This window comes from Streptomyces sp. NPDC001270 (assembly GCF_042896695.1).
Classification (GTDB): Bacteria; Actinomycetota; Actinomycetes; order Streptomycetales; family Streptomycetaceae; genus Streptomyces.
In genome coordinates, this window is the sequence record NZ_JBIAXM010000009.1 from 182,671 (window position 1) to 207,932 (window position 25,262).

Annotated in this window: 21 protein-coding genes; 10 read left to right on the plus strand and 11 right to left on the minus strand. The window is 72.2% G+C overall.

Annotated elements, in window-relative coordinates; all coding sequences use genetic code 11:
- Nucleotides 1–40 precede the first annotated feature (40 nt).
- Nucleotides 41–2,380: a protein kinase gene (locus tag ACFY2B_RS17395; protein WP_390763961.1), complete on the minus strand. Its 2,340-nt coding sequence runs from the start codon at nt 2,378–2,380 to the stop codon at nt 41–43.
- 298 nt (nt 2,381–2,678) lie between these two features.
- On the opposite strand from ACFY2B_RS17395, the gene ACFY2B_RS17400 reads away from it, so the two are divergent.
- The 5 genes from ACFY2B_RS17400 to ACFY2B_RS17420 all read left to right on the plus strand — a co-directional run bounded on the left by ACFY2B_RS17400 (nt 2,679) and on the right by ACFY2B_RS17420 (nt 9,028).
- Nucleotides 2,679–4,034 carry an aspartate aminotransferase family protein gene (locus tag ACFY2B_RS17400; RefSeq protein ID WP_390763962.1) on the plus strand — a complete coding sequence of 452 codons (1,356 nt, stop codon included), beginning with the start codon at nt 2,679–2,681 and terminating at the stop codon, nt 4,032–4,034.
- Between the two features lie 109 nt (nt 4,035–4,143).
- Nucleotides 4,144–4,836 (plus strand): GntR family transcriptional regulator, encoded by a 693-nt coding sequence (locus tag ACFY2B_RS17405; protein ID WP_390764085.1) that lies wholly within the window; start codon nt 4,144–4,146, stop codon nt 4,834–4,836.
- Nucleotides 4,833–7,280, plus strand: a complete 2,448-nt coding sequence (locus ACFY2B_RS17410) for a dolichyl-phosphate beta-glucosyltransferase (protein WP_390763963.1) — start codon at nt 4,833–4,835, stop codon at nt 7,278–7,280. Before ACFY2B_RS17405 ends, ACFY2B_RS17410 begins: the two co-directional genes overlap by 4 nt.
- Before the next feature lie 80 nt (nt 7,281–7,360).
- Nucleotides 7,361–8,011 carry a hypothetical protein gene (locus tag ACFY2B_RS17415; RefSeq protein WP_390763964.1) on the plus strand — a complete coding sequence of 217 codons (651 nt, stop codon included), beginning with the start codon at nt 7,361–7,363 and terminating at the stop codon, nt 8,009–8,011.
- 168 nt (nt 8,012–8,179) lie between these two features.
- Nucleotides 8,180–9,028, plus strand: coding sequence for a poly-gamma-glutamate hydrolase family protein (locus ACFY2B_RS17420; protein WP_390763965.1), 849 nt, complete (start codon nt 8,180–8,182; stop codon nt 9,026–9,028).
- 66 nt (nt 9,029–9,094) lie between these two features.
- Here ACFY2B_RS17420 and ACFY2B_RS17425 read toward each other — a convergent pair whose 3' ends face one another.
- The 3 genes from ACFY2B_RS17425 to ACFY2B_RS17435 all read right to left on the minus strand — a co-directional run bounded on the left by ACFY2B_RS17425 (nt 9,095) and on the right by ACFY2B_RS17435 (nt 15,716).
- Entirely contained in the window at nt 9,095–13,816 is a 4,722-nt protein-coding gene (locus ACFY2B_RS17425) for a hypothetical protein (protein WP_390763966.1), read from the minus strand.
- A 20-nt stretch (nt 13,817–13,836) separates the two neighbouring features.
- Nucleotides 13,837–14,253 carry a hypothetical protein gene (locus ACFY2B_RS17430; protein WP_390763967.1) on the minus strand — a complete coding sequence of 139 codons (417 nt, stop codon included), beginning with the start codon at nt 14,251–14,253 and terminating at the stop codon, nt 13,837–13,839.
- A 179-nt stretch (nt 14,254–14,432) separates the two neighbouring features.
- A complete protein-coding gene (locus tag ACFY2B_RS17435) occupies nt 14,433–15,716 on the minus strand; it encodes an adenylosuccinate synthase (protein WP_390763968.1) in 1,284 nt (427 codons plus the stop codon).
- Between the two features lie 199 nt (nt 15,717–15,915).
- On the opposite strand from ACFY2B_RS17435, the gene ACFY2B_RS17440 reads away from it, so the two are divergent.
- Entirely contained in the window at nt 15,916–16,779 is an 864-nt protein-coding gene (locus tag ACFY2B_RS17440; protein ID WP_390763969.1) for a diacylglycerol kinase family protein, read from the plus strand.
- A gap of 24 nt (nt 16,780–16,803) precedes the next feature.
- On the opposite strand, the gene ACFY2B_RS17445 is transcribed toward ACFY2B_RS17440, so the two are convergent.
- Together ACFY2B_RS17445 and ACFY2B_RS17450 are read right to left on the minus strand one after the other, a co-directional pair.
- A complete protein-coding gene (locus tag ACFY2B_RS17445) occupies nt 16,804–17,427 on the minus strand; it encodes a Uma2 family endonuclease (RefSeq protein ID WP_390763970.1) in 624 nt (207 codons plus the stop codon).
- Nucleotides 17,428–17,562: 135 nt separating this feature from the next.
- The gene (locus ACFY2B_RS17450; RefSeq protein ID WP_390763971.1) at nt 17,563–18,057 is read right to left on the minus strand and encodes a GbsR/MarR family transcriptional regulator; all 495 of its coding nucleotides are present in this window, start codon (nt 18,055–18,057) and stop codon (nt 17,563–17,565) included.
- Between the two features lie 104 nt (nt 18,058–18,161).
- Between ACFY2B_RS17450 and ACFY2B_RS17455 the strand changes: the two genes are divergently transcribed.
- From ACFY2B_RS17455 to ACFY2B_RS17465, 3 genes are all read left to right on the plus strand, one after another.
- Nucleotides 18,162–19,151: an ATP-binding cassette domain-containing protein gene (locus ACFY2B_RS17455; RefSeq protein WP_390763972.1), complete on the plus strand. Its 990-nt coding sequence runs from the start codon at nt 18,162–18,164 to the stop codon at nt 19,149–19,151.
- On the plus strand, nt 19,148–20,779 hold the full coding sequence (locus ACFY2B_RS17460) for an ABC transporter permease (protein ID WP_390763973.1): 1,632 nt from the start codon (nt 19,148–19,150) through the stop codon (nt 20,777–20,779). Before ACFY2B_RS17455 ends, ACFY2B_RS17460 begins: the two co-directional genes overlap by 4 nt.
- A 176-nt stretch (nt 20,780–20,955) precedes the next feature.
- On the plus strand, nt 20,956–21,183 hold the full coding sequence (locus ACFY2B_RS17465) for a hypothetical protein (RefSeq protein WP_390763974.1): 228 nt from the start codon (nt 20,956–20,958) through the stop codon (nt 21,181–21,183).
- Between the two features lie 8 nt (nt 21,184–21,191).
- On the opposite strand, the gene ACFY2B_RS17470 is transcribed toward ACFY2B_RS17465, so the two are convergent.
- The 5 genes from ACFY2B_RS17470 to ACFY2B_RS17490 form a co-directional block, all read right to left on the minus strand.
- Entirely contained in the window at nt 21,192–22,394 is a 1,203-nt protein-coding gene (locus ACFY2B_RS17470; protein WP_390763975.1) for a cytochrome P450, read from the minus strand.
- A 290-nt stretch (nt 22,395–22,684) separates the two neighbouring features.
- Nucleotides 22,685–23,023: an XRE family transcriptional regulator gene (locus ACFY2B_RS17475; protein ID WP_390763976.1), complete on the minus strand. Its 339-nt coding sequence runs from the start codon at nt 23,021–23,023 to the stop codon at nt 22,685–22,687.
- A 206-nt stretch (nt 23,024–23,229) separates the two neighbouring features.
- On the minus strand, nt 23,230–23,430 hold the full coding sequence (locus ACFY2B_RS17480; protein WP_390763977.1) for a DUF397 domain-containing protein: 201 nt from the start codon (nt 23,428–23,430) through the stop codon (nt 23,230–23,232).
- Between the two features lie 101 nt (nt 23,431–23,531).
- Nucleotides 23,532–23,732: a DUF397 domain-containing protein gene (locus ACFY2B_RS17485; protein WP_390763978.1), complete on the minus strand. Its 201-nt coding sequence runs from the start codon at nt 23,730–23,732 to the stop codon at nt 23,532–23,534.
- Entirely contained in the window at nt 23,732–24,583 is an 852-nt protein-coding gene (locus ACFY2B_RS17490; protein ID WP_390764086.1) for a helix-turn-helix domain-containing protein, read from the minus strand. The genes ACFY2B_RS17485 and ACFY2B_RS17490 overlap by 1 nt, the downstream gene beginning before the upstream one ends.
- Before the next feature lie 233 nt (nt 24,584–24,816).
- Between ACFY2B_RS17490 and ACFY2B_RS17495 the strand changes: the two genes are divergently transcribed.
- On the plus strand, nt 24,817–25,242 hold the full coding sequence (locus ACFY2B_RS17495; protein ID WP_390763979.1) for an ATP-binding protein: 426 nt from the start codon (nt 24,817–24,819) through the stop codon (nt 25,240–25,242).
- The last annotated feature ends 20 nt before the right edge of the window (nt 25,243–25,262 follow it).

A 25,262-nucleotide genomic window follows, 5' to 3' on the forward strand; every position in this document is an offset into this window, starting at 1 on the left:
GGACCACCGGTCGCGCCCGCCGTCCGCGCGCCCGCCGCGCTCATCCCCGGCTGTACGTCAGGGTCTCCCCGCTGCTCTGCGTCATGCGCCGGATCCGGCCGTCCGGCAGCAGGCTGATCTCGGTGGCCGATCCGGGAGTGCACGACGACGCCGGTTCGGCGGTGGCGACGCTGGAGGGGCCGATCCGCAACGGGCCCTCGCTGCCGGGCTGTTCGGTCAGCTCCGCCCGGAACACACAGTGGTAGGTGCCGCCGCCGTCGCTCGGCCCGTCGGCGACCAGCGTCAGGACGGAGTCCCCCACCTTCCCCTGCTCGATGGTGAGTTCGCGGGTGTTGTGCCCGGCGGCGTTCTCGATCGACGCCGTCCAGGTGCCCAGGTACGCGGTCGGCACCGCACCGTCCGCGGACCCCGAGGAGGGCGGCGCACCGGTCGTGGCCCTGCCGCTGTCCGGTGGGGCGGTGGTGGCGGTGCCGCCACGGGCGTCGTCGTCCGGGGCGCCCTGGTTCAGCACCGCGTACACCGAGCCGCCCGCGGCGAGCGCGGCGACCAGCGCGATCGCGACGAGCAGCACGGAGGCCCGGCTGCCGCGCCGCTCCTTTTTCGGGCCGGGTCCGGGTCCGTACGCGTCCGGGGCGACCGGCGAGGGCCCGTACCGCGGGGTCGGGCCGGAGCCGTCGCCGTACAAGGGGTACGGCTGCTGCGGGTGGCCGTGGCCGGCCGGCTGGGGGTGCTCCCGCGCGTGGCCGTACGCGCCGGGCGCCCCCGGATCCGCGTACCCGCCCGGAGCGCCGAACGCGCCGGGTGCGGGGGCTGCCGGGGAGGCGTCCGGCGGGGGTGTCCGGCCCGCGGCCATCGTGGGGAGGTGGTCGAGCGGCGGTTCGCCGGCCGGGCCGCCCTGGCTCCCGGGCCACGGCGGGGCGGCCGGGGCATGTTCCGGGGAGGCGTCCGGGGCGGGCGCGGCGGGCTCCCGCGCGGGCGGCACCCGGTCCCGCGCCGTCCCGCCCCCGTCCGGCACGGTCGCGCTTCCGTCCGGGGCGGTCGCGCCTCCGTGCGGATCCGCCGCGCCCCCGTCCGGGACCGTCGCGCCGCCGCGCGCAGACGCCGTGTCACCGTGCGGCACCGCCATGCCGCCGAGCACGGGCGCCGTATCACCGTTGCGAACCGGCACACCGCCGTACGGAGACGCCGCGTCACCGCCCGGCACCGCCGCGCCGCCGAACACAGGCGCCGTATCACCGTTGCGAACCGGCACACCGCCGTACGGAGACGCCGCGTCACCGCCCGGCACCGCCGCGCCGCCGAACACAGGCGCCGTATCACCGTTGCGAACCGGCACACCGCCGTACGGAGACGCCGCGTCACCGCCCGGCACCGCCGCGCCGCCGTCGTCGCGAACGGGTCCGCGGCCCGGCCCCGCCGGATCCGTGCCCGGTGCCGGGCCGGCCGCGGTGGTGCCGCCCTCCGGGTCCTCCGTGTCGAGCAACTGCACGGCGTGCCGGCCGAGTTGTGCCACCAGGGAGGCCGGCAGCCACGGGTCCCGTGACCGGCCGTCGGACACCATGTCCTCGGCGTCGGTGTGCGCAAGGATCCGGTCGAGCGTCGGCCGCGCGGCCGGATCCTTGCGCAGGCACTCCCGGACGAGGTCGGCGATGCCCTCGGGGACGCCCGTGAGGTCGGGGTCCTCCTGGGCGATGCGGAACATCAGGGCGGGCACCCCGCTCTTGGCACCGCCGAAGGGAAGCGCGCCGCTCGCCGCGTAGGCGAGCAGGGAGCCGAGGCAGAAGACGTCGCAGGCGGGGGTGATGCGGTCGCCGCGCACCTGCTCGGGCGCCATGAAGCCGGGCGAGCCGACCAGCGAGCCGATGCTGGTGAGCCCGTCGCCGTGCGCGGTCTCCAGGGCGCGCGCGATCCCGAAGTCGATGACCCGCGGCCCGTCGATGGTGACCAGCACGTTGGACGGCTTGAGGTCGCGGTGGACGATCCCGGCGGTGTGGATGTCCTTCAGGGCGTGGGCGAGACCGGCCGCGAGGATCCGTACCGACCGCTCCGGCAGCGCCCCGTGATCGTGCTCGACGACCTGCTGGAGGCTGGGCCCCGCGACATACCCGGTGGCCACCCACGGGACGGCGGCCTCGGTGTCCGCGTCCAGGACCGGCGCCGTCCAGGCTCCGCCGACCCGCTGTGCGGCCTGCACCTCCCGCCGGAACCGCGCCCGGAACTCCTCCTTCCGGGCGTGCTCCTCGCGGACCAGTTTCACGGCGACGGTGCGGCCCCGGCCCGACCGGGCCAGGTACACCTGCCCCATGCCGCCCGCGCCCAGCCGCGCCAGCAGCCGGTACGCCCCGATCTCGCGCGGGTCGCCGGGCCCAAGCTTCTCCACGGAACCGCTCCCTCCCCCAAGTGTGTGTGCCGCGCACCGAGAATAGTGCGACCCTCGAACATGTCGGCCGACACCGTCCGCGCGACTGCGGCATCCCCTGCTCCGGGCGACACCGAACCCGGCATCCCCTGCCGGCACCGGGTACGGCACGGAGCGCGGCACCGAGCACGAGCGCGGCGGAGCACCCAGCACGGGCGCGGCGGAGCCGACGCCGTCGACAACCTGTCGCGGAAACCCCTCCACCACAGAACAGGACGCCGATGTCCGACCCGCGTCCCGGACATCTAACCTCACCGCCATGACCCCTCAGCCCAACCCCGCCGCCGGCGCCGCAGTGAAGGCGGCGGACCGTGCGCATGTGTTCCATTCCTGGTCCGCCCAGGAGCTGATCGACCCGCTCGCCGTGGCCGGCGCGGAAGGGTCGTACTTCTGGGACTACGACGGCACGCGCTACCTGGACTTCACCAGCGGGCTCGTCTTCACCAACATCGGTTACGGGCATCCCAAGGTCGTCGCCGCCATCCAGGAGCAGGCCGCGTCCATGGCCACGTTCGCGCCCGCGTTCGCGGTCGAGGCCCGCTCCGAGGCGGCCCGGCTGATCGCCGAGCGGACGCCCGGCGACCTGGACAAGATCTTCTTCACCAACGCCGGCGCGGACGCCGTCGAGCACGCCGTGCGCATGGCCCGGCTGCACACGGGCCGCCAGAAGGTGCTGTCGGCGTACCGCTCGTACCACGGCGGCACCCAGCAGGCCGTCAACCTCACCGGCGACCCGCGCCGCTGGGCCTCCGACAGCGGCTTCGCCGGCGTCGTCCACTTCTGGGCGCCGTTCCTCTACCGCTCCCGCTTCTACGCCGAGACCGAGGAGCAGGAGTGCGCGCGAGCGCTGGAGCACCTGGAGACCACGATCGCCTTCGAGGGGCCGCACACCATCGCCGCGATCATCCTGGAGACGATTCCCGGCACGGCGGGCATCATGATGCCGCCGCCGGGCTACCTCGCGGGCGTGCGGGAGCTGTGCGACAGGTACGGGATCGTCTTCGTCCTGGACGAGGTGATGGCCGGGTTCGGGCGGACCGGCGAATGGTTCGCGGCCGACCTGTTCGACGTCGTACCGGACCTGATGACCTTCGCGAAGGGCGTGAACTCCGGATACGTGCCGCTCGGCGGGGTGGCCATCTCCGGTGAGATCGCCGAGACCTTCGGCAAGCGCCCCTACCCGGGCGGGCTGACGTACTCCGGCCACCCGCTGGCCTGCGCCGCCGCCGTCGCCACCCTCAACGCCATGGAGGAGGAGGGCATCGTCACGGGCGCGAAGCGGCTGGGCGAGTCCGTGGTGGGGCCGGCGCTGCGCGAGCTGGCCGAGCGGCACCCCAGCGTGGGCGAGGTGCGCGGCGTCGGCATGTTCTGGGCGCTGGAACTGGTCAAGAACCGGGAGACCCGCGAGCCGCTGGTGCCGTACAACGCGGCGGGCGAGGCGAACGCCCCGATGGCCGCGTTCGGCGCCGCCGCCAAGCAGCACGGACTGTGGCCCTTCATCAACATGAACCGCACCCACGTCGTGCCGCCCTGCACCGTCTCCGAGGCCGAGCTGAAGGAGGGGTTCGCGGCCCTGGACGCGGCCCTGACCGTGGCCGACACCTACACGGAGTGAGCGCTCCCGGACACCGAGGCTCACCGGCTGCAACCCGAACGCGTAAGGTGGCGTGCTCGTAGACATAAGCGAGTACGTCACCCGTTCGTGTGAGGAGAGGCCGCCGACGATGCCGGGCAACGGCGCCGTGACGCGCAGCACCCTGCGCCAGCAGATCGCGGACGCGCTTCGTGACGAGGTGCTCGCGGGGCGGCTCCAGCCGGGGCTGGCGTTCACGGTGAAGGAGATCGCCGACCAGTACGGCGTGTCGGCGACCCCCGTCCGGGAGGCGCTGGTCGACCTGTCCGCGCAGGGCATCCTGGAGGCCGACCAGCACCGCGGCTTCCGGGTCCCCCAGTACTCGCCGGCCGACTTCCGCGCCATGGTCGCGGCCCGCAGCCTGGTCACCGACGGCATGTTCCGGGCACTGTCCGAGGAGCACGACGCCTTCCGGGACCCCGCCGACCCGCGGGCCACGGCGGCGCTCGCCGCGGTCCGGCGGCGCGGCGAGGAGGCCGAGCGGGCCGCGCGGGCCGGTGAGCTGACCGTGCTCATCGGCTACGACCTGCGGTTCTGGCGCGAGCTGAGCGCCCTGTTCGGCAACCCCTACCTGTCCGGCTTCCTGCACCGGCTGCGCCTGCTGTCCTGGATGTGCGCGGTGCAGCACCTGCGCCGCCTGCCGGAGGTGCGCGGCCTGCTGTGGTCCGGCCACACCGAGCTGGTCGACGCGCTGGGCCGCCGGGACGCCGCCGCGGCCCGCGCGGTCGTCGCCGCGTACAACGCGCACTCCCTCGCCCTCATCGAACGGCTGGCGGCGCGGTGAACGGCGGCCCGGGGACGGTCGACACGGTCGACCTCAGCGTCGTCGTCCCCGCCTACAACGAGGAGGCACGCCTCGGCCCCACCCTCGCCGCGATCACCCGCTATCTGAGCGAGACCGAGGGCCGCTGGGGCGCATGGGAGATCGTCGTCGCCGACGACGGCTCGACCGACGGCACCCGGGACGTCGTCACCGGTCTCGGGCATCCCCGGGTCCGGCTGGTCCGCTCGCCCCGCAACCGCGGCAAGGGCCACGCCCTGCGGCTCGGCGTCGCCGACTCGCGCGGACACCGGGTGCTGGTCACCGACGCCGACCTGGCCGCCCCCATCGAGGAGCTGGAGCGGCTGGACAAGGCGCTCAGCGAGGGCAACACGGGGGCGATCGGCTCGCGTTCCGTGCCCGGCGCGGACATCGCCCACCGGCAGCACCCGGTGCGCGAATGGCTCGGCCGGGCCGGGAACCTCCTGATACGCGCGACGGCGGTGCCCGGCATCCGGGACACCCAGTGCGGCTTCAAACTGTTCGACGGCGACCGGGCGCGCACCGCGTTCGCGGCCTCCCGGCTGGACGGCTGGGGCATCGACGTGGAGGTGCTCCACCACTTCCACCGCTCGGGCTGGCCGGTGGCCGAGGTCCCGGTGCGCTGGAGCCACCAGCCCGGCTCCAAGGTCGGTCCGCTCGACTACGCGCGCGTGCTGGCCGACCTGGTCCGGCTGCGGGCCCGGGCACTGCGCCCCGCCGACCTGCTGGCGGCCGTCCTGTTCCTGCTGATGGCCGTCGCCCTCTACTCGGGCCGCTTCTTCGACCCGGGCCACCGCTACTTCCCCGACTCCCTCCAGGACCAGAACCAGTGGGAGTGGTTCTTCGCGGTCACCGCGCACAACGTCGCCCATCTGCACAACCCGCTCTTCTCCGACCTCCAGGGCTTCCCCGACGGCGTCAACCTGATGGCCAACACGGTCATGCTGGGCGGGTCGGTGCCCCTCGCCCCGCTGACGCTGCTGGCCGGACCGGCGGTCGCGCTGAGCGTCTGCATGGCGCTGGGCCTGGCCGCCACCGCGGCGGCCTGGTACTGGCTGATCGTGAAACGGGTGGTGCGGCACCGGGCCGCCGCCTTCCTCGGCGCGTCCCTGGCCGCCTTCGCCCCGCCGATGGTCAGCCACGCCAACGCGCACCCCAACTTCGTGGTCCTGTTCATGGTCCCGCTGATCATCGACCGGCTGCTGCGGCTGTGCGCGGGCACCCGGGTGGTGCGGGACGGCATCGTGCTGGGCCTGATGACGGCGTACCAGATCTTCCTCGGCGAGGAGCCGCTGCTGCTCGCCTCGCTCGGCCTGCTGCTGTTCACCGCCGGGTACGCGGTCGTCCGCCGGGACGTGGCGCGGCTCGCCTGGCGGCCCCTGGCCAAGGGCGTGCTGATCGGCGCGGCGGTCTGCCTGCCGCTGGTCGCCTACCCGCTGTACTGGCAGTTCGCCGGACCACAGAGCTACAAGAGCGTGCTGCACGGCGACAACGCGGGCAACAGCCCGCTGTCCCTGGTCGCCTTTGCCGAGCGCTCGCTGATCGCCGGCGACGCGCAGACCGCGAACTCCCTCTCGCTCAATCCCACCGAGCAGAACGCCTTCTACGGCTGGCCCCTGGTCGCCCTCGCCCTCGCGATCGTCGTACGGCTGTGGGAGCGGGCCCTGGTCAAGGCGCTGGCGTTCACGGCGGTGGCCGCGGCGGTGCTGTCGCTCGGCCCGAAGATCCGCATCCCGCTCACCGACACGGTCTTCCCCGGTCCGTGGGCGTGGCTCGGCCGGCTGCCGCTGTTCGAGTCGGTCATCGAGGGCCGGGTGGCGATGATCTGCGCGCCCGCGCTGGGCGTGCTGCTCGCCGTCGCCGTGGCACGGCTGGCCACCGCGGTGCGCACCCCCGAGGCCCGGTACGCCGGGTACGCCGGACTGCTCGGTGTCGCCCTGGCGCTGCTGCCGCTGGTCCCGGCGCCGCTGAAGTCGGTGGAGCGGGCGCCGGTGCCGGCGTTCATCGCGGACGGGATGTGGAAGCCGTACGTCCACCAGGGCGAATCACTCGTCCCGGTGCCGCTGCCCGACCCGGGGGCCGCGGAGGCGCTGCACTGGCAGACCGCGGCCGGCCTCGGCTTCAAGCTGCCCGGCGGCTATTTCAACGGCCCCTACGGCGCGGACCGCATCGGCATCTACGGCGCCGTCCCGCGCTACACCTCCGACCTGCTGCGCGACGTGCGCTACTCGGGTGTCGTCCCGGACCTCGGCAAGGACTGGCAGGCGCAGGCCCGGCGGGACTTCGCGTACTGGAAGGCGGGCGCCCTGGTGCTCGCCCCGCAGACCAACGACGGTCCGCTGCGCGAGGCCCTGACGAAGCTGACCGGGGAACCGGGGAAGTGGACCGGCGGCGTATGGGTATGGGACCTGCACGAGGGGAGCTGACTCCGCACCGCAGCGACTACCCTTCCCTGACCACCTGCTGTGCGGGCAACCGTGCCGCGCGCCGATGCGAGGAGCCCTCTTTGGCCTGTGACCTGTGGCTGGTACCGCTCGTCGACGTGTTGTGCCACACCCCCGACAACCCCTTCGCCGAGGAACTCGCGCTCTACAACAAAGTGCTCGCCGAGGCCGGGCTCCCGCCGGTTCCGGTGTACCAGTACATGCCGGGCCTGTCCGGCGACGTCGCCCCGGTGGCCGGTTTCGACTACGACGCGCTGCACTTCCTGCGCCGGGCCCATCTGCTCCAGATCTGCGGACTGCCGGTGACCCCGGTGGACGACCTGGGGGGTGACTACGAGCAGCTGCTGGAGATGTTCGAGTCGACGGCCCAGCAGTCGCACCTGGTCTGGCACTACGACCACGCGGGCGCCTATGTCCCGGTCGACTTCCCGCAGCCGCTGTCGAATGACGAACTCCTGGCGGGCAACGGCCCGTTGGGCTCCTCGCACGGCCTGCTGCGGGAGCTGGAACAGGTGGCTCCGGCGATCGGCATCGACCCGGCGAACCCACCGGCCGCCCCGGCGGCGCCGAGCGCGCCCACGACGCTGGAGGAGCCGGCCTCGCCCGCGCCGTACGACCCGAGCCCGTTCGCCCGGGAACGGCACGTCTGGCTCGGCCTGCACGCCGCGGCCACCCGGAGCCTGGCCCAGGGCTCGATGATCGTCTTCAGCTGACGGGCCCGCGACGCCTTCGGCCGGGGGTCCTGGTCGCCTTCGGCCGAGGGTTCGTCGAGCCGGGTCCGGCATCGTGTTCGGCATCCACTTCGGCCGAGGGTCCGCGCGTGTTCCGCCGGCCGTTTCCAGAGGGGCGCGGTTGTCGTAGCCCTCTGCCATCATCACGAGGTGATCACAGCTTCCCGACGTTCCGTCCTCACCGTTCTCGCCGCCGCCGGGCTCGGCACCGCGCTGCCCACCGCGCTGGGTGCCGTGCCCACGGCCGCCGCGGCCGACAACTACGCCTCCAACACGGACCTCTACCAGCAGCTCGCCGGGCTCGAAGGCATCGACTTCGCCCGCCGCTACAGACGTCACGCGTACACCGACGACGACCAGTCCACGACCCCCGCCACGTACGCCAGAACGGCCGTCCTCGCCCTGCACGGCGGCGGCATCGAGACCGGCACCTCCGAACTGTGCCTGGGCATGGCGGGCTACCACCCGAAGGACCTCACGCCGCACTACGGGGCCGGGGCACCGCTGTACGACTACTGGATGTTCGAGGGCATCAAGTCCAGCGGCAACTCGGCGCTCCACGTCACCGCCACCCACTGCGACGACCGCGTGGCCCGCTCGCTCGCGGCCGGAGTCCTCAACGTCGTGAGCGTGCACGGCTGCAAGGCCGACCAGGCGGGCGCCCCCGCGACCCGCCCCGAGGCGGTGGTGATCGGGGGCCGCAACACCGTCCTGCGCCAGTACCTCGACGAGGAGCTGAGCGCGGCGGGCGTCCAGACGATCGACGTGGCCGCCGACGACGACATCGCCGGCGTCTCCCCGGACAACATCTGCAACCGGACCCTGCTCGGCATGGGCGCCCAGCTGGAACTGACGACGGAACTGCGGGCTTCCATGTTCGACACCAACACCCTCAAGGGCAGGGCGGGTTCGGTCAACGCCGAGTTCTGGAAGTTCACGGACGCGGTGCGGGCGGCGGTGGCCCGCATGGAGGCGGATCCGTCCCAGGCCGTCCTCTGACGGAGCCCGGTGGGGGCGGGCCCCGGCGGTCGGTCGAACGCCGGGGCCCGCCCGCACGGCGGAGCGTCAGTCGCAGGACTCGCGGTAGGACAGGTGCGGGAACAGCCCTTCCCACTGGTCCCGCGGGACGTTCAGGGGGTACGACGCGCACATCTGCGTGTAGAGGCGGTCGGTGTCGAAGTCGAGGAGGTAGGTGGTTCGTTCGCGGACGAAGAGGCTCCCGCCCCCGTCGATGTTCACCGCCATCCGTCGAGAGTCCTCGGGTGAGTCCGAGGGGGGTACCTGGACATCGTCCGCGCCCGGCAGCTCGGCGAACTCCGGGGTGTCCCACCTGCCGTCAGGGCCGACGGTCCAGACGCGGTACGGGTCGCCCGTCACGACACGGCGGCCGTTCGGGGTCATGGCGATGGAGGAGATCTCACGGTCGAACAGCTGCTCGTGCTTCTTCCTGGGGTGGGCGGGGTCGCTGATGTCCCAGAACTCGACGGTGCCGTCGCTGAGCGCGGTCGCCAGCTCTCCCTTGGCGGTGGGGTAGTAGTTGCCGGGGGCTCCTGGAAGCAGGGCGCCTTCGACCACCTTCGCGGGGCGGGACAGGTCCCACACCCGGATGTTGTCCCCGGTCTCCTCGGTGATGAGCTGCTGGGACCCGGCGACGTACATCGCGCCCTGCATCGCCGCCACGTCCTTGACGCGATCGCCCTTGCGGGGACGGGCCGGGTCGGAGAGGTCCCACAGCCGGAGATCCGCCTCGTTCTCGACGGTCGCCAGTGAGTGGTTCCCCGTGAACCAGAGCGCTCCCATGCCGATGAGTCCCGGGCTGATCGAGGCATCGACCGTGCCGACCCGTACCGGTTTCGCCGGGTCCTCTATGTCGTAGAGGGCGATGCCGGACTCCTCCGCCGAGCCCGCGGCCAGCAGCCGGCCGTCCGGGCTCACCACGACATGCGGGGTGTCGGCGGTGAGACGGATGCTGCCGCCCCTCGTCGGCCCGCCGTCGGAGCCGAACCCCCAGAACTGGAAGGTGTGCTCCAGTCCCCCCGACCAGTAATGGCCAAGGAGCACAGGCGTCTTGCGGCCGGTCAGGAAGTAGTTCGCCTCCCAGCCCTTCGGCAGGATGTAACGGACCCTCGGTGTCTGCGGGTCGCTGATGTCCCACACACGTGTCGTGGACGTGAAGTCGGGGTTGTCGGTCTCGGCGAGGACCAGCCCGCCGTCGCCGCTGAAGGCGCTGGTGCCCGCCTCGGCGACGGACGGCACCCTGCCCTCGATCGAGGGCGCCCGAGCCCGGCGGGGCCACAGCCGGATCTCGCCGCCCACGTCACCGGACGCGAGGTACCGGCTGTCCGGGCTGTAGGCGACCGACTCCGCGGGCTCTCCCGTCGGCAGTTCGGAGAGGTTCTGCCAGTGCTCCAGGTCCGACACCTCTCCCGTCACGTCGCCCCGGTGAACGCCGTTGTCCCGGTCCGCGCCCGCGAGGAGTCTGCCGTCCGGGCTGAAACTGAGCGAGGGAATGCCGTCCCTGTCCGTGCCCCAGGTGTCCGAGGACTCCTCCACCTGGACGCGCCGCAGTTCCCGTCCCCCCACCAGCTCCCACCAGGCGGCCTTGCCGCCGGCCCCGGTGGCGATCACCAGGTCGCGCTTCGGATGGGCGGCGACCGCCATCACCGTCTCGGCCGTCTCGGTGTCCCGCAGCACGGGCCGGTCCGGATCGGTCAGGTCCCACAGCCGCACCTGGGCGGGCGCCTTGCTGACGCCTTTGCCGCTGCCGCTGCCCGTGATCAGGTGACGCCCGTCGCGCGTGAACGCCAGGGAGATCACCGGCGCCTCGGCGATCGTCCGGTCCGTCCGCAGCACGGGATGCGCCGGGTCGGCCACGTCCCACAGCCACAGCCGACCCGCCTCGCTGCCCGTCTCGCTGCCCGCCGCCAGTGTCCTGCCGTCCCCACTGAACGCCAGGGTGTAGGTCTGGCCCTTGGCGATCGGCACCCGCGCCACCCGCTCGGGGTGCCGCACGTCCGCGGTGTCCCACAGCGTCAGCGAGTCGTCCGTCTGCGCGGCCAGCAGCCGCTGACGCGGGTGGTAGGCGATGGCCGCGCTGCCGTCCACGCTGAACCGGCCCCCCTCCACCGGCACCGACGGCTTCGAGACGTCCCACAGCCGCACCCTGCCGCCCACGTGACTGGCGGCCAGCACCTCGCCGTCCGGGCTGTAGGCCAGGTTGAGGACCGGCTTGCGCTCCGCACCGGCCGGGCTGAGGTGCGTCGGCGCCACCGTCGTCGCCGCCGCGTACAGGCTGGACCGGGTCTCCGAGGTCCGCGCCGTGCGGTACGCGGCGAGGCTGAGGCGCAGAGCCGTCTGCGGGTCGCGCTCGCGCATGACGTCGGCCTGCGTGGCCAGTTCCCTGGCGATCAGGCTGCGCTCCCGGTCGGCCGCCCGGCCGTTCTCGTAGAACGCCCAGCCCGCCAGCGACGCGGCCACCAGGGCGAGGGCGGAGAGCCCGGCGATCCAGGTCCGGGTGACCTGTCGCCGACGCCGCTGCGCACGGTCGGCCGCGCTGACGAAGTCCCGCACCACCTGCCGGACCGGCAGGCGGGAGGACTCCTCGGCGGGCTCCCCGACGGACGACTCCTCCGGGGAGCCCGCAGCGGACTTCCCGGCAGACCCCTCAGCGGATTTCCCGGCCGCCTTCCCGGCCGACTTCCCGACCGGCTCCCCGGCGACCCCCTCGGCAGACTCCCCGGCGGACTTTGCAGCCCGCTCCCCGGCGGACTTCCCGGCGACGAGCGCCTTCGCCTCGTCCAAGCCGGTGCCCGTCCACAGCCCGCTGCCGTGCTCGGCCCAGGACTCCGCCGCCTCCGTCAGCCGCCGCAGCCGCAGCAGGTCACCGCGCACCTCGCCGATCCAGTCCTGGAGCCGCTGCCAGGCGTAGAGCAGCGAATCGTGGCCGAGCTGTGCCCCGCCCTGCTCGTCCACGACGACGAGGCGGGCGTCGGCGAGGCCGCGCAGCAGGTCCTCGGCGCCGGACAGTTCCTCCCGTGCGACCCGGCGGCGCACCAGCCGGCCCTCGCCGTCGGCGACCTGGACCATGGCCAGCAGCAGCCGGCGCAGCCGGGTCCGGCCCCGGCCGTCGAGGGCGTCGTAGATCCCTTCGGCGGTCCGGGCGACGGCGTCGCGGATGCCGCCGGTCTCCTGGTAGGCGGCGTAGGTGAGCGTCGTACCGCGCCGCCGCAGCCAGATCTCCCGCAACGCGTGGGCCAGGAACGGCAGCGCCGCCGCGTCGCCCGGACCGCCGCCCGCCGCCCGCTCCTCGGTCACCTCCCGCCGCAGGATCTGCGGCACCCCCTCCTCCCACTGGAGTCCCTCGTACCGGGCCGGTCCCACGATGGCCGCCTCGACCTCGGCGTCGTCGAGGGCGGGCACGGTGAAGTGGTCGCGCGCCACGAGCGGGGCCAGCTCACGGTCGCGCAGGGCGTCGTCGTGGTAGTCGGCGCGCAGGGCCAGCACGATGCGGGGGCCCTGCGCGGCGGTGAGCGCGGCGGCGAAGCGCGCCCGCTCGGTGCCGTCCGCGCCGTGCGTGAAGTACTGCTCCAACTGGTCGACGACCAGGACTTCCGGCGCCCTGACGGCCTGCTCGCCGCGCTCGGCTCCGGAGGCCGGGCGACTGAACCTGCCCTCCTCCAGATCCCGTACGACCTCGGCGAGCGGTCGGTCCACGGCCGCCGCCCAGCTCTCCGCCAGCGCCCGGAACGGTCGCGCGCCCGGCGCGGACACGATCCGTACGCTCCCCAGGCCGGCGTCCTCGGCCGCCACGCTCAGCCCGGCCCGCAGCAGCGAGGACTTGCCGACGCCCGAGGTGCCGAGCACCACCAGCGGCTCGCCGGGCCGGGTCCGCTCGACGCGCCGCAGCAGCTCGCGGGTCACCTTCTCGCGGCCGAAGAAGAGGTGGTGCTGCTCGGGGAGGAAGGGCACGATGCCCGGATAGGGGCTGACCGCGTCCGGGTCGCCGGGGACGGTGTCGGTGTCGGCACCCGCGCTCGGGGCGTACCGGTGGTTGGCCGTGACCACCAGCTCCGCCATGCGGGCCGTGCCGCCGCCGTACGGCCGGGCGGGACCGCCCTGGAGCCGCTGGTCGAGGAGCCGGTAGAGGCTGCCGGGCGTCAGCCACCTGGGGCCGCCCGCGTCGCCCCGCCGCAGCAGGTCCAGCAGCTCACCGGTGAACAGGGTGTACTCGGCGCCGTCGGGGGCGTACGCCAGTGTGTCGCGCAGGGCGGAGGCGAGCAGATAGCTGCCCTGGGGACGGCTGCCGCCGAACGGGTCCGAGGCCGGCGGACGGCTCGGCTCCCGGGCGTTCCCGGCGAAGCAGCAGTCGAGGACGACGAGCGGGTCGCCCGGCCCGTCGCTGAGATAGCGCTCGATCTCGTCGTACGGGACGGAGTGCGCCGTGTCCGTGAGGGACCCGGTCGCCGCGGTCGCCAGGTACAGCCGCCCGCCCGGCCCCCGCAGTCCGTGGCCGACGTGGCAGAAGACGACGGTCCCGCTCTCGTACCGCCCCTGCGTGGGCCCGGCCAGGTCCACGGCCTCGGCGAGTGCCGCGAGGACCTCGCTCGGTGACTCGGGATCGCACAGCAGCCGGACCCGGTCGCCCATGCCGCACTCCGTGGCCAGCGCCTCGGCCAGGGCCCGCGCGGACCGCACGGCGGACGGCAGCGGGGTCACCCCCTGGCCGGGGTGGGTTCCGGTGCCGACCACCACCGCCCGGCAGCCCGGCCCGCTCAGGTCCCGCCTCACCGTCCCTGGTAACGGCACGGTCAGTCCCCCTGCCCGGCCGGGACCTGGGTCCCCTCGTCGGCCGGCGGCTCCCGCAGGGCCTCGGCGACCCGCTGGGCCAGTTCGCCCGCGCCCTGTGCCGTCAGCCCGCGGACCTTCTCGGAGGAGACGACGACCTGGGTGCCATCGGGCTGGTTGATGGTGACGGTCTGGTTGCCCCGGCGGTTCTGCAACCAGACCACGACCGCCGCTCCGACCGCCGCCGTCGGCCCGCCCGGGGCCAGGACCAGCGTCAGCACCTCGCTCCACGCGCCCATGGCCCCCGCCGGGGTGCCGGCCGGGGACTCCCGCCGGAGCAGACCCCGCAGCTCGGGGTCCTGACGCAGCCAGTCGTACAGGTCGTCCGTGGCGCCCGCGCGGTCGCCGGTCCCCGTCTCGACGGCCAGTGTGATGCGCACCTTGCTCCTCCTGGAGAAGACCAGTACCCGATCGCAGCTGTCACCAAGAAGCTAACATCCCCAACTACCCTTGCAAACAGGGCAGTTGGGGATGTCATATGCGGAAACCGGTCCGGGACGCCCCGGACCGGGAACGCGGAGAGGTCCGGCGCAGGAGACGGGAAAGTCCGGATCGGATGTCAGAGGAACGAGTTGATCTCGATCGTCTCGTCCCGGCCCGGGCCGACCCCGATCGCGGAGATCGGCGCCCCGGACATCTCCTCCAGCGCCTTCACGTAGTTCTGCGCGTTCTTGGGCAGGTCGGCGAAGGACTTGGCCTGGGTGATGTCCTCGGACCAGCCGGGCAGCGTCTCGTAGACCGGCTTGGCGTGGTGGAAGTCCGTCTGCGAGTACGGCAGCTCCTCGACGCGCCGGCCGTCGATCTCGTAGGCGACGCAGACCGGGATCCGCTCCCAGCCGGTGAGCACGTCCAGCTTGGTGAGGAAGAAGTCGGTCAGGCCGTTGACCCGGGTCGCGTAGCGCGCGATCACCGCGTCGAACCAGCCGCAGCGCCGGTCGCGTCCCGTGGTGACGCCCCGCTCGCCGCCGATGCGGCGCAGCGCCTCGCCGTCCTCGTCGAACAGCTCGGTCGGGAACGGTCCGGCGCCGACCCGGGTCGTGTACGCCTTGAGGATGCCGATGACCCGGCTGATCTTCGTCGGTCCGACGCCGGAGCCGGTGCAGGCGCCGCCCGCCGTGGGGTTGCTGGAGGTGACGAACGGATAGGTGCCGTGGTCGATGTCCAGCAGCGTGCCCTGCCCGCCCTCGAAGAGGACGACCTTGTCCTGCTCCAGCGCCTGGTTGAGGACCAGCACCGTGTCGGCGACGTACGGCTTGAGCTGCGCGGCATAGCCGACCAGCTCCTCGACGACCTGGCCGGTGGCGATGGCGCGCCGGTTGTAGAGCTTGGTCAGCATCTGGTTCTTTGCGTCGAGCGCCGCCTCGACCTTCTGCTGGAGGATCGACTCGTCGTACAGGTCCTGGACCCGGATGCCGACGCGGTTGATCTTGTCGGCGTAGGTGGGGCCGATACCGCGCCCGGTCGTGCCGATCTTCCGCTTTCCGAGGAAGCGTTCCGTCACCTTGTCGACGGTGACGTTGTACGGGGTGATGATGTGGGCGTTACCGCTGATCAGGAGCTTGGAGGTGTCGACGCCGCGCTCGTTCAGACCGCTCAGCTCGGAGAGCAGGACCGATGGGTCGACGACGACGCCGTTGCCGATGACCGGAGTACAACCGGGCGAGAGGATTCCGGAAGGGAGCAGGTGGAGTGCATACTTCTGGTCACCGACGACGACCGTGTGGCCGGCGTTGTTGCCGCCCTGGTACCGGACGACGTAATCCACCGAGCCACCGAGCAGGTCGGTGGCCTTCCCCTTGCCCTCGTCACCCCACTGAGCACCGAGCAGCACAAGTGCGGGCACGCGCGTACACCCCTTCCGGGCGGGGCATGTCCAAGGTCAGGGGCGTACGCGCAGGGTTCACCGCCACGCACCACCGCGACCGCCGTCGGCCGCACACAACCGTCGGACCGGATGCCCCGGAATAGACGAAGCCCCTGGCGCAATATCGCAAGGGGCTCTTGCACAAAGATGCTACCCGAGGAAGTGAGGCAGGACCGAGGTGGCGACTTTCGCGACGTCCGATCAGCTGCTGGTGATCATCGACCCGGTTGCCCGGCGGACGGACGGCGAATCCGTACGCATCGCGAAAGACGTGCTGAGCGCGGGTGCCACCGCGAAGCTGTGCCTGCCCGACGGTCCCGAGGAGTTCGCGCGGGCGCTGGCGCGCCGGGGCTCGCGGCGGCCGGTGGTGGTGGGCGACGACCGGGCGCTGGTACGGGCTGTGTCCCTGCTGCACCGCCAGCGGGAACTGGCCGGATGCGTGCTGTCCATGGTGCCGGTGGGGAGCGTGCTGACGCTCGCGGAGGCCCTCGGGCTGCCGACGGGGGCGGTGGCCGCCGCGCGGGCGGTGCTCGACGGGGTCGGCCGCCCCATGGATCTCCTGGTGGACGACAGCGACGGGGTGGTCCTCGGCGGTCTGCGGATACCGCCCGTGGTGCCACGCGCGGACCGGCCGGTCGAGCCGGTGGGCGCCACCGCCGTCGCCGGCCGTCCGTGGCTGCGCTCGACCTACCGGTCACTGGTCAGGACCCTGGCGTCGTCCAGGCCGTCCCGGCTCGCCCCGGCCCCGCCCGGCCCCGCCCGGCTGCGGGTGGAGGTCGACGGGGTGACGCTCGTCGACCTGGACCAGCCGGTGGAGGCGGTGTCGGTGACACGGGGCGCCGGCGGGGTCGTCGAGGTCGAGGCGCGGCCGGTGTCGGTGGGGGCGGAAGCCTCGCCCCTGCGGGCGGCCGGCCACGCGGTGACGGTGACCGGGTCGTCCTTCCGCTACCAGGCGGACGCGACGGTGACCCTGCCGGTACGGACCCGGACGTGGCGGATCGTGGAGGGGGCGTGGCGGCTCACGGTACCGAGGGGGTCGTGAGTCAGACGGTCCTCGTGCGGACAGTCAGTCCTCGTGCGGATCCTCGGGGTCGTCGTCGGGGGCCTGGAAGCCGGAAGTGTCGAGTACGCAGTCGAAGGGAGCAGGAATCGGAAGTTTCTCACCGAACGGCATCGAGCAGTTCGACTCGTACCCCTTGGCGAAGGGCGCCCAGAAGACAGTGGCCCGTTCCTCCTGCATGTCCAGGATCAGGTAGACCGGGACTCCTGCCTTGCCGTATGCCTCGGCCTTCTCGGTCAGGTCGGCGTCGCGCGTCGAGGTGGAGGTCAGTTCGGCGACGAAGGAGAGCCCCTCGCCGTCCAGGCGGTTGCTGGCAGTCCGGAAGGTACGGCGATGGGCCACATGGATGTCCGGGCCGTAAGCGCGCTCGGCACCGGGGAACACGTACAAGTAGGGACTGCTGCTGATGCGGTGCCCTTCCGGCAGATGAGGACGCAGTTGGTCGCAGACCAACTGGACCAGATCCTCGTAATACCCCTTCGACCACGGCGACACGACGATGTTCCCCCTGACGATCTCGGCCTTGTAGCCGTCCGGCACGTTCAGCTGGTCGAGGAGGTCCAGAAGCTCCTCGAAGCCGCCACGGGGTTCGACGTCGTCTATCACGGGTCGCTCTGCCATCAACGTCATGATGCGCCCTCCCTCGCCAGCAGACCAGTCGCGACCCAGAGTAGCCGAACGCACACGCATCGAAAGGATGATTTTCGCAGCCCGCCGGCGCCCGCCGCCGTCACCTCCACCGCCCGGCCCGCGCCGCCGGACGGGTCACCCGCCGAAGGTCTTCTCCCGGTGCACGCGCCAGCGCTCCACGAGCATGTCGAACTCACTCTCGACGAACTCGAAGAACGCGAGCGTCTCGGCGAGGCGGCGGCCCGCCGGCGTGTCGGCCCCCAGCGTGGCGACGCCCTCCCGCAGGGCGTCCTCCCACTGCTTGATGACCGACTCGCGGTTCGCCAGCGCCTCGTACCACTGGTCGCTGCGCACCCGGTACAGCTCACGGCGCGAGCCCGGCTCACGCTGCCGGGAGACCATGTGCACGTGGGCCAGGTACCGCACCGCGCCGGAGACCCCGGCCGGTGAGACCTTCAGGCGTTCACCCAGCTCGGCCGAGGTGAGGGAGCCGGAGTCGGAGGCCAGCAGCGCCACGAAGACCCGGGCCGCCATCCGCGGCATCCCGGCCTCGACGAGCTGTGCCGCGAAGTGCTCCACGAACCGCGATACGACTTCCGGATCCCGCGCGCCCCCGGCTGTTTCCGTCATGCGTCGATCATCTCCCCTGGTAGGACCCGCCCGGCCATCCTAACGGTGGTTCATGCGCTTCCTTAACTTCACAAATTTCTGAAAGAAGCGTACGTTCTGAATCCATGACGAAGGCAATCACGGTCTCGGGACTCCACAAGTCCTTCGGCCGCACCCACGCGCTGGACGGCCTCGACCTGGACGTCGAGACCGGCGAGGTGCACGGCTTTCTCGGCCCCAACGGCGCCGGCAAGTCCACCACCATCAGAGTCCTGCTCGGTCTGCTGCGGGCCGACTCCGGCGCCGCGCAGATCCTGGGCCGCGACCCGTGGGCGGACGCGGTCGAGGTGCACCGGCGGATCGCCTACGTGCCCGGAGACGTGAACCTGTGGCGCAACCTCTCCGGCGGCGAGGTCATCGACCTCTACGGCCGGCTGCGCGGCGGCCTCGACCAGCGGCGCCGCGCCGACCTGATCGAGCGCTTCGAACTGGACCCCACCAAGAAGGGCCGCACCTACTCCAAGGGCAACCGGCAGAAGGTCGCCCTGGTCGCCGCCTTCGCCTCCGACATCGACCTGCTGATCCTGGACGAGCCGACGTCCGGCCTCGATCCGCTGATGGAAGAGGTCTTCCAGAAGTGCGTCGAGGAGGAACGCGACCGGGGCCGTACGGTCCTGCTCTCCTCGCACATCCTCAGCGAGGTGGAGGAGCTGTGCGACCGGGTGAGCATCATCCGCAAGGGCCGCACGGTCGAGAGCGGTTCGCTGGCCGACCTGCGCCATCTCACCCGGACCAGCGTCACCGCCGAACTCGCGGCGCCGCCGAACGGTCTGACGCGCCTGCCCGGCGTCCACGACCTCGACGTGCAGGGCCGCCGCGTCCGCCTCCAGGTCGACACGGACAAGCTGAACGGCGTTCTGCGCGCGCTGAGCGAGGCGGGCGTGCGCTCACTGACGTCGACCCCGCCGACGCTGGAGGAACTGTTCCTGCGGCATTACCAGGAGGACGAGGAAGACGGGGACGGCGAGGGCAACGGCGGCGGCCGGAGCGCGACCGTCTCGGCGGGCGACGACCCGGCCGGGGTCGCACACGGGACCGGCGAGGTGGCGCGGTGACCGCCACGACGACCCGCGCGCCCGAAGGCCGGAGCACCCCGAGCGCCCGCGCCGGCGGCTCCCGCCACCTGGCCGGCACCGGCGTCCTGCTGCGCTTCGCGCTGCGCCGCGACCGGGTGCTGATCCCGGTGTGGGTCGCGGTGAACGCGCTCATGGTCCTGTCCATGCCGAAGTCGCTGACCAGCCTGTACGGCACCCAGGCCGCGCGCGCCGACCTGCTGCGCCAGATGGACACCAACTCCTCGCTGCGCGCCCTCGTCGGCCCGGTCTTCGACGACTCGCTGGGCGCCCTCACGGCCTGGCGCGTCGGCGTCTACGCGGCTGCGCTCGCCGCGGTGACCAGCCTGCTCGTCGTCGTCCGGCACACCAGGGACGAGGAGGAGAGCGGCCGGCAGGAACTCGTCTCGTCCGGCATGGTCGGCCGCCGGGCCCCGCTGACGGCGGGCCTGCTGGCCGCGGCGGTGGCCAACGCCGTACTGGCGCTGCTCGTCGCCGCCGGGCTGGCCGGGCAGGGCAGCTCGGGGGCGCTCGCCTTCGGCCTGGGCATCGCCGGGGTCGGCATGGTCTTCGCCACGGCGGCGGCGATCGTGGCCCAGCTGACCGAGAGCGCACGGCTGGCCCGCGGCCTGACCGCGGGCGTGCTCGGTGCCGCCTTCGTGCTGCGCGCGGCCGGCGACTCGGCGTCCGCCGACGGCTCCTCGGTCCTGACCTGGCTGTCCCCGCTCGGCTGGCTGGAGAACCTGCGGCCGTTCGCCGGTGAACGCTGGTGGGTGCTGCTGCTCCTCGCCGCCGCCGTCGCCGCGCAGGCGGCCGTCGCCTACCTGCTCGCCGGCCGCCGCGACACCGGCATGAGCTTCCTGCCCACCCTGCCGGGTCCGGCCCGGGGGCGGCTGGGGTCGGCGGGCGCGCTGGCCTGGCGGCTCCAGCGGGGCGGCGTCCTCGGCTGGGCGGTCGGTTTCTTCCTGGCCGGGGTGGTCTACGGCGGGATGACCGACGGCGCGGCCAAGCTGGTCGGCGACAACCAGCAGGCCCGGGACCTCTTCGAGCGCCTGGGCGGCCAGTCGGGGATCACCGACGCGTTCCTCGCCTCGATGGTCGCGATCATGGGTCTGGTCGCCGCCCTGTACGTCGTCTCGTCCGTGCTGCGGGCACACGGCGAGGAGACCTCGGGCCGGGCGGAACCGGTCCTGGCCGCGGCGGTGGGCCGGCTGCGCTGGGCCGCGGGCCATCTGACGATCGCCTTCGGCGGGGTGGTGCTGCTCATGCTGCTGACCGGCCTCGGCTTCGCCGCCGGCTACGGCAAGGAGGCCGGCCCGATCCTCGGGGCGTGTCTGGTGCAGGTGCCCGCGGTGTGGGTGGTCGGCGGCCTCGCGGTCCTCCTGTACGGGGTGCTGCCGCGCGGCGCGACGGCGGCCTGGGGCGTCGCCGGGGCGGTGCTGCTGATCGGCTGGGTCGGCCCCGCGCTGGACGTCCCGCAGGCGGTGCTTGACCTGTCCCCCTTCGGCCATCTGCCCAAGCTGCCGGGCGGCCCGATGGAGTGGGGTCCGGTGCTCGCCCTGCTGGCGCTGGCCGCGGCGCTGACCGGCGCGGGTCTCGCCGCCCTGCGCCGACGGGACCTGACGACCTGACCCGGCCCGATCCGCGGTGCCGGACCTGGCGGCCCGCCGACCTCGTGGCCCGCCGCCGGGGCTCCGCCCGCCTGCCTGCCGCTCCGGCGTCGCCGGCACCCGGCACCCGGCACCCGGCACCCGGCACCCGGCACCCGGGGGGAACCTTCGGCGGCCCGTACGCGTCCGTCCCGGGCATGGGACAGCGTATGCAGGCCGCCGCAGGATGCCTGACCGCGGCCGTCGGCGCGGGCGGCGGGCTCGCGCTGTGGTCCGTGGATTTCCAGGGCCGGTTCGTGCGCTTCGAGCAGAGCCCCGACTGGAGGGTCCTGTACGCCGAACTCCCGCTGGCGGTCCTCGGCGGCATCGCCGCCGCACTCGGCCTGTGGGCGCTCTGGAACTTCGTACGCCGGACCAGAACATGACGCCCGGCTCAGAGGGTGACGCTCAGCCCCTTCAGGCCGCGGATCACGAAGTTCGGCTTCCGTTCGGGCTCGGCCGCCAGGGCGAGCGCCGGGGCCTTCTCCAGCAGCGCGGTCATCGACGCCGCCAGCTCGATCCGGGCCAGCGGGGCGCCGATGCAGTAGTGGATACCGGCGCTGAAGGAGATGTGCGGGTTGTCCTTGCGGCCGAGGTCCAGCCGGCCGGGGTCCGCGAAGACGGCCGGGTCGTGGTTGGCAGAGCCGAACAGCATGGCGACCTCCGCTCCCCGCGGGATCGTCGTGCCGTCGATCTCGATCTCGTCCAGCACCCAGCGCTCGAACAACTGGAGCGGGGTGTCGTAGCGCATCAGCTCCTCCACGGCGGAGGGGACGAGCGAACGGTCGGCGCGCAGCGCGGTCAGCTGGTCCGGGTTGCGCAGCAGCGCCCACCACCCGTTGACCGTGGCGTTGACGGTCGCCTCGTGGCCCGCGTTCAGCAGCAGGACCGCCGTCGAGACCATCTCCTGCCCGGTCAGCCGGTCGCCCTCGTCGTGAGCGGCGATCAGCCCCGAGATCAGGTCCTCGCCCGGCTCCCTGCGCCGGGCGGCGATCAGCTCCAGCAGATACTCCGAGAACTCGGCCGACGCCCGGACCGCCCTCGCCGCCGCCTCCTCGGACGGGTTCAGCTCGTACATCCCGCAGATGTCCGCCGACCAGGGCCTGAGCTGCGCCCGGTCCGACTCGGGGATGCCCAGCATCTCGGCGATCACCGCGACCGGCAGCGGCTCCGCGACCTCCGCCAGCAGATCGCCGCCGCCCGCCGCCACCAGCGCCGAGACCAGTTCGTCCGCCAGCCCGTGGACGTACGGCTTCAGCCGCTCCACCGTCCGCGGCGTGAACGCCTTCGACACCAGCCGCCGGATCCGGGTGTGGTCCGGCGGCTCCAGATCGAGCATCCCGTGATCGTTGAGCGTGTGGAACGGCTCGTGCTCCGGCGGCGGAGCCGTACGCCCGAAGTCCTCGTGGGTGAAGCGGTGCTGATACGTCCGGCCCAGCCGGCGGTCGCGCAGCAGCGCCGAGACGTCCGCGTGGTGCGGGACCAGCCACTGGTTCGTGGGCTCGTAGTAGTGCACGCGGCCCTTTTCGCGCAGTTCGGCGTAGGCGGGGTACGGGTCGGCGAGGAACGCCGGGTCCCACGGGTCGAAATCAGCCATACCGGGGACGCTAACCCGGCGCCTACCCCTCTGACCAGGGGTGTTCCTTCAGGTGGTCGATGAGGGCGGTGAAAGAGGCGGTGGGGAACGAGAGCGCTGCCCGGGAGACTGCGGCAACAGGATCTCCTGAGACTGCTCGGACGGGAATTCACCCCCGAACCACCGAGAGGCCCTGCCTTCATGCGCCGCTCCTGCCACAATCAACCGATCAGGACCCCTGTGAGACCAGACAAGCCCGTTGAGCGGTAAGCGGAAGCCTTCTCAACTCCACGGCTTCTGGCAGCAAGCTCTCAGGCGACGGTGTATTCAGCATCCCCGAAGTCCGCGACTACGCGCAGTCGACCGCCGAGCGCTTCCACGTAGGCCCGGAGGGTCGCGACCTCCGCGCGATCCAGCTCACCGTGCTCGATCGCGGAGACCCGAGGTGCTGAGACCCCCATCGACGCGGCCACTTGGCGCTGAGTCAGCGCCTGTTCCCGCCTGACCTCCGCGAGCTTGTGAGCACGCACTTCGGCGGTCAGCCGGTCCATGGCCGCTTGTTTCTTCTCAGCTGACCGCACCGGCAACCCAGCGGCCGCACGCAGCTCGCGCGCCTTGCACTTGGTTTCCTCCCAGCTCACCGTGGTCATTCGTACTCCCTGGTTTCAAGATCAGCCAGATGCTTCCGGTACCGCTCCTCAGCAAGCGGAATGTTGATGTCGTACCAGCGCTGCCAGTTCCCGGCCTTGTCGCCGGCCACCAGCAATACGGCCCGGCGCACCGGATCGAAGACGTGGAACCGGCCGCTGGTCGGTCGGCTCGTAGTACAGCCCCCGCCCCGGGCGGGCTGGGGACGCTAACCCGGCATCTGCCCCTCTGACCAGGGGTGTTCCTTCAGATGGTCGACGAGGGCCGTGAAGGAGGCGGCGGGGAAGGAGAGAGTGGCGCGGGTGGGGGCTTTGGAGTCGCGGATGGCTATGCGGGAGGGGCGGGCGGCGATCTCGACACAGGTGTTGCCGTCGCCGCCATCGGAGTACGTGGACTTACGCCAGTTCATCAGAGTTCCTTGATCAAACGATGGGTGAAGTGCTGCGTTGCCCTGGTCCGCCTGGCGCGGGGAGAGCCACGTTCCGGCAAGTACTGCACCCTCCGGGGACGCTAACCCGGCATCTGCCCCTCTGACCAGGGGTGTTCCTTCAGATGGTCGACGAGGGCCGTGAAGGAGGCGGCGGGGAAGGAGAGAGTGGCGCGGGTGGGGGCTTTGGAGTCGCGGATGGCTATGCGGGAGGGGAGGAGGGCGATCTCGACACAGGTGTCGCCCTGGCCTCCACCGGAGTAAGTCGACTTCCGCCAGTTCATTACGTCTCCTTCGCCAGTCGATGGATGAAGTCCCGCGACGCAATGGGGTCCAGCGACGCTGCCCGCATCCTAAGGAAGAGCGTTCGAAGCTGCTTCAACTGAGCTTCTGCATCGATGAATGCGACGCCGGTGGGAGCATCCCTCAGACCGGTGTCCAACTTTGGCACCGGACCGCACACGTACATCATCGAAATCCCGGCGCCCCCGAAGCCGTCCTGCTCAAAAGGGATGACGCGCACCGTTACGTGCTCCTGTTCGATCCGATCGAGGATCTGCTGGAGCTGAGCCCGCCAGACGCTGCGGTCCGACACTCGTACACGCAGAGCGCACTCGTGGATCAGTGTCTCGTACGACGTAGGGCTGTCGCCCTCGATCACGGCTCGTCGCCTCATCCGGTGTTCTACCCAAGGGGTCAACTCACTCTCGGGTAGTTCGGGCTGTGCGTAGGCATAGACCGCGCGGGCGTAGTCAGCAGTCTGCAACAGCCCTGGAACGTAGGTGATCACGACCTCGCGGAGGGAGGTCGCATGGTGCTCGGTCTCGGCAGTGTCCAGGAACACCGGGTGAAGGACTCCCCTGTACTCCTCCCACCAACCGCGTGTGCGATCGGTCGCCATCGCCACGAGCGCGTCGATCAACGCATCGTCCGTACAGGCGTAATAGGCAGCCAGGCGACGAACGCGCTCCGCGCTGACGGCAGCGATGCCCAGTTCTACATGACTCATCTGCCCCGAAGTCGAGTTGAGGAACGCAGCTGTGTCCCGAGCCTTCAAACCGGCCGCCTCGCGCAGCCTGCGCAGTTCGGTTCCCAAGCGCACCTGACGCGCAGTGGGATTGCTTCTCGGCGGCATACGCCCTCCCGCTTCCAACGCCTCTGCTGAGGCGCCACGTTCGGGTGTCAGGTTACGCCAGCCGGTTGCGCTGGCACGAATTTGTGCCATACCGTCAGTCACGCGACGCACACGCTGCGAAACCCCGGGACACCGGAAGCGCACCGCCCCGTCCTGCCACGACGGCTGCGGCACTGCCACCGCCCGACACCGCCGCGAAACTCCACCACCCCACCTCGACCTGGAGTTCACGCATGCCCGAGAACGAACCCGACTCCTGGGAATACTCCCTCCACATCCCCAACGACCCCCGCGCCGTCACCGTCTGCCGCCGCACCCTCCGTCTGATCCTCACCCTGCACGGCCTGATCACCCTGGTCGACACGGCCGAACTCCTCGCCACGGAGCTGGTGTCCAACGCCGTGCTGCATACCAAGGGTCCGGCAGCCCTGCGGGTGCGCTGGTCGCCGCCGGGGACGCTGCGACTCGGCGCCTGGGACACGGACCCCGAGCCGCCGGAGCCCCCGCGACCGCTGGACCACCTCACCGATGCCGAGAACGGCCGCGGCCTCACCCTGGTCCGCGCCTGTGCGGACGTGTGGGGCTGGCAGCCGCAGTCCAGGAACGGCAACCGCGGCAAGTACGTCTGGTGCGAGTGCACCCTGGCGGCCCTGAACTGAGCCGCCTCCCGTTCCGGAGG